The 12,034-nt window shown below is 60.5% G+C and carries 12 protein-coding genes; 8 read left to right on the top strand and 4 right to left on the bottom strand.

Features of this window, described 5'->3' with window-relative positions; translation table 11 throughout:
• Nucleotides 1-55 precede the first annotated feature (55 nt).
• On the bottom strand, nt 56-1,438 hold the full coding sequence (locus MKR05_RS04995) for a NarK family nitrate/nitrite MFS transporter (protein ID WP_023289860.1): 1,383 nt from the start codon (nt 1,436-1,438) through the stop codon (nt 56-58).
• Between the two features lie 175 nt (nt 1,439-1,613).
• The gene (locus MKR05_RS04990) at nt 1,614-2,189 is read right to left on the bottom strand and encodes a TetR family transcriptional regulator (protein ID WP_048298681.1); all 576 of its coding nucleotides are present in this window, start codon (nt 2,187-2,189) and stop codon (nt 1,614-1,616) included.
• 119 nt (nt 2,190-2,308) lie between these two features.
• Between MKR05_RS04990 and kmrA the strand changes: the two genes are divergently transcribed.
• The gene (gene kmrA, locus MKR05_RS04985; RefSeq protein WP_048297605.1) at nt 2,309-3,796 is read left to right on the top strand and encodes an efflux MFS transporter KmrA; all 1,488 of its coding nucleotides are present in this window, start codon (nt 2,309-2,311) and stop codon (nt 3,794-3,796) included.
• Between the two features lie 6 nt (nt 3,797-3,802).
• On the opposite strand, the gene MKR05_RS04980 is transcribed toward kmrA, so the two are convergent.
• Nucleotides 3,803-4,639, bottom strand: coding sequence for an IclR family transcriptional regulator C-terminal domain-containing protein (locus MKR05_RS04980; RefSeq protein ID WP_072096558.1), 837 nt, complete (start codon nt 4,637-4,639; stop codon nt 3,803-3,805).
• 171 nt (nt 4,640-4,810) lie between these two features.
• On the opposite strand from MKR05_RS04980, the gene MKR05_RS04975 reads away from it, so the two are divergent.
• From MKR05_RS04975 to benD, 7 genes are all read left to right on the top strand, one after another.
• Entirely contained in the window at nt 4,811-5,974 is a 1,164-nt protein-coding gene (locus MKR05_RS04975) for a muconate cycloisomerase family protein (protein WP_284118091.1), read from the top strand.
• Nucleotides 5,975-5,993: 19 nt separating this feature from the next.
• On the top strand, nt 5,994-6,284 hold the full coding sequence (gene catC / locus MKR05_RS04970; protein ID WP_131096214.1) for a muconolactone Delta-isomerase: 291 nt from the start codon (nt 5,994-5,996) through the stop codon (nt 6,282-6,284).
• Nucleotides 6,285-6,353: 69 nt separating this feature from the next.
• A complete protein-coding gene (gene catA / locus MKR05_RS04965; RefSeq protein WP_048298680.1) occupies nt 6,354-7,280 on the top strand; it encodes a catechol 1,2-dioxygenase in 927 nt (308 codons plus the stop codon).
• 109 nt (nt 7,281-7,389) lie between these two features.
• A complete protein-coding gene (locus MKR05_RS04960) occupies nt 7,390-8,772 on the top strand; it encodes a Rieske 2Fe-2S domain-containing protein (RefSeq protein ID WP_284118090.1) in 1,383 nt (460 codons plus the stop codon).
• Complete coding sequence (benB, locus tag MKR05_RS04955; protein WP_023289852.1) at nt 8,772-9,257, top strand: benzoate 1,2-dioxygenase small subunit; 486 nt, start codon at nt 8,772-8,774, stop codon at nt 9,255-9,257. The genes MKR05_RS04960 and benB overlap by 1 nt, the downstream gene beginning before the upstream one ends.
• 9 nt (nt 9,258-9,266) lie before the next feature.
• A complete protein-coding gene (benC, locus tag MKR05_RS04950; protein ID WP_131096213.1) occupies nt 9,267-10,283 on the top strand; it encodes a benzoate 1,2-dioxygenase electron transfer component BenC in 1,017 nt (338 codons plus the stop codon).
• A gap of 9 nt (nt 10,284-10,292) precedes the next feature.
• The gene (gene benD, locus MKR05_RS04945) at nt 10,293-11,066 is read left to right on the top strand and encodes a benzoate diol dehydrogenase BenD (RefSeq protein ID WP_131096212.1); all 774 of its coding nucleotides are present in this window, start codon (nt 10,293-10,295) and stop codon (nt 11,064-11,066) included.
• On the opposite strand, the gene yddG is transcribed toward benD, so the two are convergent.
• Nucleotides 11,063-11,941 (bottom strand): aromatic amino acid DMT transporter YddG, encoded by an 879-nt coding sequence (yddG, locus tag MKR05_RS04940; protein WP_032453011.1) that lies wholly within the window; start codon nt 11,939-11,941, stop codon nt 11,063-11,065. The two genes, benD and yddG, sit on opposite strands and share 4 nt — an antisense overlap.
• Nucleotides 11,942-12,034: the final 93 nt, after the last annotated feature.

Raw genomic sequence — 12,034 nt, 5'->3', positions numbered from 1 at the left:
GAACGCGTACGCCGGATAAGGCGGAAGCCGCCATCCGGCAGATAAATCGTTATAGTTAAGCGGGTTTACGACGGCCGTAGACCAGCCAGGTCACCAATACGCAAACCACGTAAAAAACGAAGAAGACCTTCATCGCCCCGACCGGCGAACCGGTCATCGCCAGCGAGGTGCCGAAGGCTTTCGGGATAAAGAAGCCGCCGATGGCGCCAATTGCCGAGATAAAGCCCAGCGCGGCAGCGGTATCGGTCACGGCTTCATGCTGCGCTTCTTCTTCGCTGCCGCCGCGCTGCCTCACGCTCTCGATGGTGAGCTGACGGAAGATGACGGCGATCATCTGGAAGGTGGAGCCGCTGCCGAGCCCGGCGGTTAAGAACAGACCCATAAACACCACGTAGAAGGCGAGGAAGCTACCGGATCCGCTGCCCGGCAGGGTGAGGAACAGCAGACCGGTAAAGAGCGCCATCAGCACGAAATTGACCAGCGTCACCCGCACACCGCCCAGACGGTCGGAGATGATCCCGCCGAACGAGCGCGCCAGCGCGCCAATAAACGGTCCAAAGAAAGCCAGCTTGAGAATGTCGACCGCAGGAAACTGGGTTTTCGCCAGCATGGCGAAGCCGGCGGAGAAGCCGATAAATGAGCCGAAAGTCGCCAGATAGAGCAGGCTCAACAGCCACATATGCGGGCGCTTGAGTACGGGAAGCTGATCGCGAATCGAGGCCTTCGAACTGGCGATATCATTCATACCGAACCAGGCGGCAGCGGTGGCAAGCAGCAGGAGGGGTACCCAGACGAGCGCCGCATTACTCAGGGCCATGGTCGAGCCATCGGGCTGGGTGACGCCATGGACGCCGAGGAAGGTGAAGATCGGCAGGAAGATCACCGCCGGGGCGACCATCTGCATCACACTGACCCCGAGATTGCCCAGGCCGCCGTTGACCCCCAGCGCGCTGCCCTGTTTGGCTTTGGGAAAAAAGAAACTGATATTTCCCATACTGGAAGCAAAATTAGCCCCGGCAAAACCGCACAGCAGCGCAATAACAATAAATACCCAGAATGGAGTAGCGCTATTCTGGATCGCCACGCCTAACCAAATACAAGGCACAATTAGGATCACTGTACTTAATACGGTCCAGTAGCGCCCGCCGAAGAGGGGTACCATAAAGGAGTAGGGGACCCGTAATATCGCGCCGGAAAGTGAAGGAAGTGCGGTTAATAAAAAAAGCTGGTCGGTAGTGAAATGAAAACCGACCTTATTAAGGTTGACCGCCACGGCGCTGAATAACATCCATACGCAGAAGGCAAGTAGTAAGCAGGTGACTGATATCCAGAGGTTTCTTCTCGCAATGGCCTGACCCTTGTTTTCCCAGAAGGCCTTATTTTCTGGCCGCCAGTTTTTCAAAAGGTAATGATTATCTTTCTCATTTTGTACCGACATATTGCCCTCTAATTGCCCGGAATGGAGTAAATAAATAAGGTCAACAGCTGAATACAAGGTGACGGTGAATAACCCTTAATTGGCGTTATCTAAAAAGCGTAGATAAAAAAAACGTGCTGTCGGAGAGCACGTGGAGAGCGTAGCGGGATTAATTGTTACTAAATGTAAAATTTAACTAAAATAACTCCAGCGTAATCATCTTATTGACGTAACGGCTAAACGCCGTCTCGTCCAGGGTTTGGGTGCCGAGGGCGTAAATCCCGTCGAGGCCGCACACCAGGGCGATAAAACGCCATGCGATATCCATCGGCGGCTCGCTCGAGTGAAACTCACCGCAGGCGAGACCCTGTTCCACGATCGCCACGGTCTCGGCATGCCACATGGTCATGGTCAGCAGGTAGGCCGCTTTGATGTCCGGGTCGCTGTCGGCCAGAACCTGGCCTTCCCGCCACAGGCGGATATAGGGTTCCAGCCGGCCATCCTCGCTGCCGATCATCGAGAATAACCGCTCGCGCCAGCTGGCATCCTCCGCCACCAGCGGCATGTCGAGCATCTCGCGGATAAGACGGATGAACACCTGGGACTTCAGCTCGCCAATGGAGGCGAAGTGGTGGTGCAGTTGTCCGGCGGCCACCTGCGCTTCGCGGGCGATCTGCCGGACGGTCATGGCGCTGAAGCCGCCGCGCAGCGCCAGGCGCATGGCGGCCTGCATAATTCCTTCCCGTCGCTCATCCCGCTGTAAATAGTGCATAGAACCCCGCTGATATCTGGCTTTGACCGAGTGTAACAAAAAGTTGGACATACGTTCAACAATCCGGCAGGATCGCCATCCTGGACATGTGTCCAAGTTCTAATATTGAGGTACACGCTATGTCACGGCAATGGATGACGCTGATGGCGATTTTGCTGGTTTATATTCCGGTGGCGATTGACGCCACGGTGTTGCATGTGGCCGCGCCGACCCTCAGCGTCGCGCTGGGCAGCAGCGGCAATGAGCTGTTGTGGATCATTGATATCTATTCATTGGTGATGGCCGGGATGGTGCTGCCGATGGGCGCCCTTGGCGATAAAATCGGCTTTAAACGTCTGCTGCTGCTCGGCAGCGCTATTTTTGGCGTCGCCTCGCTGTGCGCCGCGCTGTCGCCGACCGCCCTGACGCTGATTGCCTCCCGCGCCCTGCTGGCGGTGGGGGCGGCGATGATCGTTCCGGCGACGCTTGCCGGGATCCGCAGCACCTTCGCCGAGGCCAGCCAGCGCAATATGGCGCTGGGGCTGTGGGCGGCGGTGGGCTCCGGCGGCGCGGCCTTTGGCCCGCTGGTGGGCGGCATGCTGCTGGAGCATTTCTACTGGGGATCGGTGTTCTTGATCAACGTGCCGATTGTGCTGGTGGTTATCGCCATTAACGCGAAAGTGGTGCCGCGCCAGCCCGCGCGCCGCGACCAGCCGCTGAACCTGCTGCAGGCGCTCATTTTGATTGCGGCGATCCTGATGCTGGTGTTTAGCGCCAAATCGGCCCTGAAGGGCCAGCTGGCGCTGTGGCTCACCGCGCTGGTGGCGATCGGCGGGGCGGCGATGCTGACCTGGTTTATCCGCAAACAGCTGTCGGCGGCCCGGCCGATGGTGGATATGCGCCTGTTCACCCATCGCATTATTTTAAGCGGGGTGATGATGGCGATGACGGCCCTGATTACCCTGGTGGGTTTTGAGCTGCTGATGGCGCAGGAGCTGCAGTTTGTGCATCAGAAAACGCCGTTCGAGGCGGGGATGTTTATGCTGCCGGTGATGGTGGCCAGCGGCTTTAGCGGGCCGATTGCCGGGATGCTGGTGTCGAAGCTCGGACTGCGCGAGGTGGCTACCGGCGGGATGTTGCTGAGCGCCTTCAGCTTTCTGGGCCTGGCGCTGACCGATTTCAGCACTCAACACTGGCTGGCCTGGGGGCTGATGACGCTGCTGGGCTTTAGCGTCGCCAGCGCGCTGCTGGCCTCCAGCTCCGCCATTATGGCGGCGGCGCCGAAGGAGAAAGCGGCGGCGGCCGGGGCGATCGAAACCATGGCCTATGAGCTGGGCGCCGGCCTCGGCATTGCGCTGTTCGGCCTGATCCTCACCCGCAGCTACAGCGCCACCATTGTGCTACCGTCCGGGCTGAATGAGACGATGGCGCAGCAGGCGTCGTCATCGATCGGCGAGGCGGTCAGCCTGACCCAGGCGCTGCCCGCCGGGGTGGCGGAAGCGCTAATGGCGGCGGCCAAGGCGGCCTTTACCCAGGCGCACAGCCTGGTGCTGGCGACAGCGGGGGTCATGCTTCTGCTGCTGGCCGCCGGGATCTGGCGCAGCCTCGCCACGGCGACGAATCCGTAGTCGGCGCTATAGCTGTAGCGACAGGTCCATCGCCGCGCGACGTAGCGGGGCGAGGGCCTTCTCTTTTAACGCCCCGGCGCTGACCGTCGCGGCCGGCACTCCGACATTCAGCGCGGCCACCACCTGGCCATGACGCGACAGCACCGGCACCGCCAGCGAGCACAGGCCCACCTCTATCTGGCGGTCGGCGAGGGCATAGCCCTGCATGCGCACCCGATCAATCTCCGCGCGTAGCCCGGCCATATCGCACAGGGTGTGGGGGGTGTAGCGAATGAGCACGGCGCGTGACAGTGTCACCTCCAGCTGCTCCTCCGGCAGCGCGCTGAGCAATACCCGACCCATCGACGTTGCCCACGCTGGCAGACGGCTGCCGCGTCCGAGATCGACGCTCAGTAAATTATTCACCGCGGCGCGGGCGATATAGAGCACGTTATCCCCATCGAGCGTCGCCGCCGAACAGGATTCGCCGAGGGCTTTGCCGAGGCTATCCAGCGCCGTCTGCGCCACTTTCGCCAGCGGGGTGCCGGCGAGATAGGCATGCCCCACCGCCAGCACCCGGGGCAACAGCTCATAATGGCGGCCATCCGGGCTATGGACCATGCCCAGCGCGGCGAGGGTATACAGGCAGCGGCGTACCGCCGCGCGGGAAATTTGCGTTTTCTGGCTTAACTGGGAAATGGTCAGCCGCTGACGCTGCGGGGTAAAGGCGTTAAGCACCTCCAGCCCGCGAGCCAGAGACAGCATAAAGTTGGGATCGTGCTCGGCCTGCCTGGCGCTTAGGGTGGTGGGGGTATGGTCACGCATGGATTCCCTCTCCGTTGCATTGCAAAGCTCACGGGGCATCACTATACCGTGCGCTAACCGCACCGTCCTGAATTGTGCCGGTTTTACCACCGCGATCACATTATTAACCGCCTTTTAACAAACGTGCCGATAATCGCACAACATTTCGATTATCGCCGTTGACCACCCGCCAGACCGAACCCTATTGTCAATGGCACAGCCCTCCCCGTTATGGATGTGGGTACAAAAAGTTATACATCTCATCAGGAAGCGAAAATGACTGCCACCGTAGAAGGTATTGAGAGCTGGATTGTGGATGTCCCAACCATCCGGCCACATAAATTGTCGATGACCACCATGGGATGTCAGACGCTGGTGATCGTGCGCCTTACTCGCTCCGACGGCATCTGCGGCATTGGCGAGGCCACCACCATCGGCGGCTTGAGCTATGGCGTCGAGAGCCCGGAGGCTATCTCGTCGGCGATAACGCATTACCTGACGCCGCTGCTGCTGGGGCAACCAGCCGATAACCTGAATGCGCTGACCGCCCGCATGAACAGCGCCGTTAAAGGCAACACCTTTGCGAAGTCCGCCATTGAAACCGCGCTGTTGGATGCGCAGGGCAAAGCGCTGGGCCTGCCGGTGTCGGCGCTGCTCGGCGGCGCGCTGCAAACGTCCTTGCCGGTGCTGTGGACGTTAGCCAGCGGCGATACCGCAAAAGATATTGCCGAAGGGGAAAAATTGTTAGCAGAGGGCCGCCATCGGGCATTCAAGCTGAAAATTGGCGCCCGCGAATTAGCTACCGACCTGCGCCATACCCGCGCCATTGTGGAAGCGTTAGGGGATCGCGCCAGCATCCGCGTCGACGTCAACCAGGCCTGGGACGCGGCGACCGGCGCGAAAGGCTGCCGCGAGCTGGCGGCGATGGGCGTCGACCTCATCGAACAGCCGGTCAGCGCCCACGACAACGCGGCGCTGGTGCGGTTGAGCCAGCATATTGAAACCGCGATCCTCGCCGACGAAGCGGTAGCCACCGCTTACGATGGCTATCAACTGGCGCAGCAGGGCTTTACCGGCGCTTACGCGCTGAAAATAGCCAAGGCCGGCGGACCGAATAGCGTACTGGCGCTGGCCCGCGTCGCCCAGGCGGCGGGGATTGGCCTGTATGGCGGCACCATGCTGGAGGGGACCGTGGGGACTGTCGCCTCGCTGCACGCCTGGTCGACGCTGCCGCTGCAGTGGGGCACCGAGATGTTCGGCCCGCTGTTGCTGAAAGACGATATCGTCCGCGTACCGCTCTCCTTTGCCGTCGGCGAGGTGGTGCTCCCGCAAACCCCGGGTCTTGGCGTCGAGCTGGATGAAGACAAACTGCGTTTTTACACCCGCCAGGCGTAGCGGGTAACAGGAGAAACATATGCTATTTAAAGTGGAGATGACCGTGAATATTCCGCTTGGTTTTCCCGTCGCCGAAGCGGAGGAAATAAAGCAACGCGAAAAAGCCTATTCACAACAATTACAGCGGGAAGGCAAGTGGCGAAATATCTGGCGCGTCGCCGGTCTTTACGCCAATGTCAGTATTTTCGATGTCAACGATGCCGAAGAGTTACATCAAATATTAATGGGATTGCCGCTGTATCCTTTTATGGATATTCGCGTCGAGGCGCTGTGCCGTCATCCCTCGTCTGTTCGTGACGACGATAGCTAATAATAATAACACCTGACCTTATGCCGGGGTGACCCGGGAAATACCCTACAACGATAAGAGAGAATAATGATGAGTAATGCTTTCGTACAACAAGAAGCCGTGCAGAAATTATTACGTGAAGGCGCGGGTTTACATGTCCCTGGCGGTAACGAACGTTTTAAAGCCATTATTCACCGTCTGCTGGAGAATATCTGTACGCTGATCGACGACTATAACGTTACCGAAGAAGAGTTCTGGCATGCGGTGAACTATCTGCATGCGCTGGGCGGCCGTCAGGAGGCGGCGCTGCTGGCGGCGGGACTGGGTCTGGAGCATTTCCTCGACCTGCGTCAGGACGCCATTGACGCGGCGGCGCGCCGGGAAACCGGCACCCCGCGCACCATCGAAGGGCCGCTGTATGTGGCTAATGCGCCGCTGGCCGACGGCCACGCCCGGATGGATGATGGCGCCGACGCCGGGGAAGTGATGTGGCTGCATGGCCAGGTCAACGATACCGAGGGCCGGCCGGTGGCCAACGCCATTGTCGATATCTGGCACGCCAATACCCTCGGCAATTACTCCTTCTTCGACCCGAGCCAGAGCGAATACAACCTGCGCCGGCGGATCCGCACCGGCGCCGATGGCCGCTACAGCGTGCGCAGCATCCTGCCATCCGGCTACGGCTGTCCGCCGGATGGCCCGACGCAGAAGCTGCTGGATCGGTTAGGCCGACATGGCAACCGTCCGGCGCACATTCACTTCTTCGTCTCCGCGCCGGGGCATAAACATCTCACCAGCCAGATCAACCTCAGCGGCGATAAATACCTGTGGGATGATTTTGCCTTTGCCACCCGCGACGGCCTGATTGCCGACCCGATCAAAGTGACGGACCGCGAGACTATCGCGCAGCGCGACCTTGAGGGAGAGCACACTGAGGTCTGTTTTGATTTCACCCTGTGTAAAGCGCTCAGCGCCGACGAAGAGCAGCGCGGCGCCCGCCTGCGCGCCAAAGCGTAATCTGCTGTAACGGCCCCGGGCACGCGGTTGCCCGGGCCAGACATTGCACCTGAAAGCAAACAATTCACCCGGTTTCTTTCATCCTGAATACTGCAGGAGGGACTGACTCATGCAAAAAACGCTATCAGCGCTTAAAGACAAAATTAACAACGCCTTAATTGTCGATCGTGAAAACCATATTTGCCGCTGCCACCGTTCAATATTTACCGACCCGCAGCTGTTTGAATTTGAAATGAAGCATATCTTTGAAGGTAATTGGGCGTTTCTCGCCCATGAAAGCCAAATAGCCGAGCCGGGGGATTATTATACCCTGACGCTGGGGCGTCAGCCGGTCATTATTACCCGCGATAAAAAGAACGAGCTGCATGCGTTAATTAACAGCTGCGCCCATCGCGGCGCCATGTTATGTCGACGGAAAACCGGGAATAAAAACTCATTTACCTGTCCGTTTCACGGCTGGACCTTCAGCAATAATGGCAAACTATTAAAAGCCAAAGATGAAAGCACCGGCGGCTATCCTGACACTTTCAAACAGGAAGGATCGCACGACCTGCAAAAGCTGCCGCGTTTTCAGTCCTATCGCGGTTTCTTATTCGGTAGCCTCAATGCCGACGTGCAGCCGCTGGAAGCCTATCTCGGGGAAACCTGCAAAATCATCGATCTGATCGTCGACCAGGCGCCGGAGGGGCTGGAGGTGCTCAAGGGATCGTCGAGCTATGTGTACGAGGGCAACTGGAAGCTGGGCGCAGAGAACGGCGCTGATGGCTACCACGTGAGCGTGGTGCACTGGAACTATGCCTCCACCATGTCGCGGCGCAACTATGAAGCGGAAGGCACCCATGCGGTGGACGCCAACGGCTGGTCAAAAAGCCTCGGCGGCGGCTACGGATTTGATAACGGCCATATGCTGCTGTGGACCCGGGCGCTGAACCCGGAGGTGCGCCCGGTGTATGCCCACCGCGAGCGCCTGCAGGCGGAATTCGGCGAACTCCGCGCCGACCAGATGGTCAACGAAACCCGCAACCTGTGCCTGTACCCCAACGTCTATCTGATGGATCAATTCTCCACCCAGATCCGCGTCATTCGTCCGCTGGCAGTGGACAAAACCGAAGTCACTATCTGGTGCTTTGCGCCGAAGGGGGAATCCGACAAGGCGCGGGCCCTGCGCATCCGCCAGTACGAGGATTTCTTTAACGTCAGCGGGATGGGGACCCCGGACGACCTCGAAGAGTTCAGCGCCTGTCAGCGCGGCTATCTCGGCGAAAATCTGGCGTGGAGCGATCTCAGCCGCGGCGCGCTGCGCTGGGTCGACGGTCCGGATGAGCATGCGCAGCACGCCGGATTTCATCCGCGCTTAAGCGGCGTGAAATCGGAGGACGAGGCGCTGTATATCGCCCATCACCATCACTGGCAGACGCTGATGCTGGCGGCGATTGAACAAGAGCAGCAACGCTATGACCAGTCGATCACCCAGCGCGTGGAGGTGGCCTGATGCTGAACCTCGAACAGGTACGCCAGTTTCTCTACTACGAAGCCCGTCTGCTGGATGATCGTCAGTGGGATGAATGGCTCAGCTGCTACAGCCCGCAGGTCGTCTACTGGATGCCCGCGTGGGGCGACGATGACCAGCTGACGCGCGATCCGCAAAAAGAGATTTCGCTGATCTACTATCCCAACCGCGAAGGGCTGGAGGATCGCGTCTACCGGATTAAAACCGAGCGCTCAGGGGCCAGCACGCCGGAGCCGCGAACCACCCATATCATCAGCAACGTCGAGCTGCTGGGGGAGAACGATGAAGGGCTGGAGGTGCGTTACAGCTGGGTGACCTGGAGCCACCGCTATCAGCACACCGACGCCTTTTTCGGCGCCACCTGCTGCACGCTGACCGAGCAGGACGGCAGGCCGCAGATCGTGCGCAAAACCGTGCGCCTGAATAACGATTATATCCGTCAGGTGATCGACGTTTACCACATTTAAGAGGCGCTTATGACCTTCACTATTGCTCTTAATTTTGAGGACGGTATTACCCGCTTTATTCAATGCCATGCCGGAGAGAAAGTCCTGGATGCCGCCTATCGGCAGAAGGTGAATTTGCCGATGGACTGCTCGGACGGCGTGTGCGGCACCTGCAAATGCCACTGCGCCAGCGGGGAATACGCTCTCGGCGACGAGTATCTCGACGAAGCGCTAAGCGACGAGGAAGCGCAGGCCCGCCAGGTGCTGACCTGTCAGATGGTGCCCACCAGCGACTGCATTATCGATGTGCCAGTGGCTGCCGCCCAGTGTAAAACCGCCCTGACGAACACCGGGGCGCAGGTGCGGCAGGTGAATTGTCTGTCCGATACCGCCGTCGAGCTGGTGGTCGCCCTCGATGAGCCGCTGGACTTCCTGGCGGGGCAGTACGTCAACATCCAGGTGCCAGGCACGCCGCACGTTCGCGCCTATTCCTTCAGCTCCCGCCCAGGCTCGGCAGAAGGACGTTTCCTGATCCGTAACGTGCCCGGCGGCATGATGAGCCAGTGGTTAACCCGGCAGGCGCGGCCCGGCGATCGCCTGATCCTCAGCGGCCCGATGGGCAGCTTCTATCTGCGCCATGGCGAACGTCCGCTGCTGATGCTGGCCGGCGGTACCGGGCTGGCGCCGCTGCTCTCCATGCTCGAGACCCTGCAGGCGCAGAACAGCTCGCGCCCGGTGACCCTGCTGTATGGCGTCACGCGCGACGGCGACCTGGTGAAGACCGAGGCGCTGGAGGCATTCCGTCAGCAGTTAACCCATTTTCGCTGGCTGCCGGTGGTGGCGGAGGAAAACAGCGCCTGCCCGCAGCGCGGCTTTGTCACCGATCATCTTGACGACGCCATGCTGAATAATGGCGAGGTCGATATCTACCTTTGCGGCCCGCCGCCGATGGTCAACGCGGTCGCCACGGCGCTGCGCGAGCGAGGGATCGCCCCGGCGGGCTTCTGGTACGAGAAATTTATCGCCAGCCAGAGCGCGGCGGCCTAAGGAGGTAGTATGCGTTTTCGCGATAAAGTGGTCGCCATCACCGGCGCGGCCCAGGGCATTGGCCGCCAGACCGCGGAGCAGGCGGCTGCGGAAGGCGCGGCTCTGCTGCTCATCGATCGCGCGCCCTGGGTGCGCGAGCTGGCGGCGACCCTGGCGCAGTCCGGCAGTCAGGTGCTGGCGCTGGAGGCGGACCTGGAACAGTGGCCGAGCGCCGAGCAGGCGTTTGCCGACGGGGTCGCGCATTTTGGCCGCATCGATGTGCTAATCAATAACGTCGGGGGGACTATCTGGGCGCGGCCGTTTGCCGAATACCAGCCGGACCAGATTGAGAAAGAGATCCGCCGCTCGCTGTTTCCCACCCTGTGGGGCTGCCGCGCGGCGCTGCCCTGGATGCTCAAGCAGGGCAAAGGCAGCATCGTCAACGTCTCATCGGTGGCGACGGCGGGGGTCAACCGGGTGCCTTACTCGGCGGCGAAAGGCGGCGTCAATGCGCTGACCCGGTCGATCGCCATGGAGTACAGCGGCAGCGGCATCCGCATCAATGCCGTCGCGCCGGGCGGGACGGAGGCGCCGCCGCGCCTGACGCCGCGTAACGACGAGCAGCCCGGTGATCAGGAGAAGGCGTGGTATCAGCAGGTGGTCGATCAGACGGTGGCCAGCAGCCTGATGCACCGCTACGGCACGCTGGCGGAACAGGCGAATGCGATCCTGTTCCTCGCCAGCGATGAGGCCAGCTATATCACCGGCGTGACCCTCCCGGTGGCGGGCGGGGATCTCGGCTAACGGCGGGTCGCGTACCAGCAGAGCAGGGAGCCGAGACACACCATCCCGGCCCCCTGCCAGAAGGGCCACGATAGCGCGGCGCTAAGCAGGATCGCCGCCAGCGCGGAGGAGAGCACCGGCGTGAAGTAGGAGGCCGCCGCCAGCAGGCTGACGTTGCCGTGGAGGATCCCCACGTTCCACGCGGCGTAGGCCAGACCGAGCGCCACCGCTACCGTCAGCAGCTTGATGCTGACCGGCCAGCTAAAGACCATCGGCGGCTGCGGCGTGGCGAGAAACTTCAGCCACAGCGTCAGCGCGGTTAACAGGACGAACAGGGTAATGGCATTTTTGCCGCGGGCATATTTGGCCGTCACCGTGCAGTAGGCCGCCCAGATAAAGGCGCCGATAAAGGCCAGCAGATAGCTGAGCGGACTGGAGATGACGTTGCTGATAATCTCGTCCAGCTGCAGGCCGTGCTCACCCCCCAACACCCAGCCGACGCCAAGCAGGGCGAGAAGCAAACCGGGGATCACCAGCCAGCTGCTTTTCTGACCATTAAACAGGATGGCGAACAGGATGGTCAGGCTGGGCCACAGGTAATTGACCATCCCCACTTCAATGGCCTGCTGACGACTGGCGGCATAGCCCAGGGATAGCGCGAGGCAGATTTCATAGCTGACGAACAGCGCGCTGCCGGCCAGCAGATAGCGGCGCGGGATCTGGCGCAGGTTAGGGAAACCGACGGTAAAAATCAGCAGCAGGCCGCTGAGGCTGTAAATCATCGCCGCGCCGCCGACCGGTCCCAGTCCTTCGCTGACGCCGCGAATCAATCCGACCATGGTGCTCCATAAAATAATGGCGGCGAAGCCGATGGTCGTGGCTCTCTTTTTCTCCATGCTTATCCTGAGGGTTACGCAAATGCAGCCGGCATATATATCATCTTTTTACCGCCGCGGGGCGAAATTTTCCGCCATGGGTAACCCCTAGGG

The sequence above is a fragment of the Klebsiella sp. K5-204 genome (assembly GCF_030128585.1).
GTDB lineage: Bacteria > Pseudomonadota > Gammaproteobacteria > Enterobacterales > Enterobacteriaceae > Klebsiella > Klebsiella quasipneumoniae.
The sequence above is the reverse complement of the archived record's forward strand: the minus strand, read 5'-3'. Positions and strand labels throughout refer to the sequence as shown.

Bases quoted from the DNA above. Each gene is read 5' to 3' on its own strand.
- benB (WP_023289852.1), top strand. From the start codon at position 8,772: ATGCTGAACCTCGAACAGGTACGCCAGTTTCTCTACTACGAAGCCCGT.
- MKR05_RS04980 (WP_072096558.1), bottom strand. From the start codon at position 4,639: ATGCCCCGTGAGCTTTGCAATGCAACGGAGAGGGAATCCATGCGTGAC.
- benC (WP_131096213.1), top strand. From the start codon at position 9,267: ATGACCTTCACTATTGCTCTTAATTTTGAGGACGGTATTACCCGCTTT.
- catC (WP_131096214.1), top strand. From the start codon at position 5,994: ATGCTATTTAAAGTGGAGATGACCGTGAATATTCCGCTTGGTTTTCCC.
- MKR05_RS04995 (WP_023289860.1), bottom strand. From the start codon at position 1,438: ATGTCGGTACAAAATGAGAAAGATAATCATTACCTTTTGAAAAACTGG.
- catA (WP_048298680.1), top strand. From the start codon at position 6,354: ATGAGTAATGCTTTCGTACAACAAGAAGCCGTGCAGAAATTATTACGT.
- yddG (WP_032453011.1), bottom strand. From the start codon at position 11,941: ATGGAGAAAAAGAGAGCCACGACCATCGGCTTCGCCGCCATTATTTTA.
- MKR05_RS04960 (WP_284118090.1), top strand. From the start codon at position 7,390: ATGCAAAAAACGCTATCAGCGCTTAAAGACAAAATTAACAACGCCTTA.
- kmrA (WP_048297605.1), top strand. From the start codon at position 2,309: ATGTCACGGCAATGGATGACGCTGATGGCGATTTTGCTGGTTTATATT.
- MKR05_RS04975 (WP_284118091.1), top strand. From the start codon at position 4,811: ATGGATGTGGGTACAAAAAGTTATACATCTCATCAGGAAGCGAAAATG.
- benD (WP_131096212.1), top strand. From the start codon at position 10,293: ATGCGTTTTCGCGATAAAGTGGTCGCCATCACCGGCGCGGCCCAGGGC.
- MKR05_RS04990 (WP_048298681.1), bottom strand. From the start codon at position 2,189: ATGCACTATTTACAGCGGGATGAGCGACGGGAAGGAATTATGCAGGCC.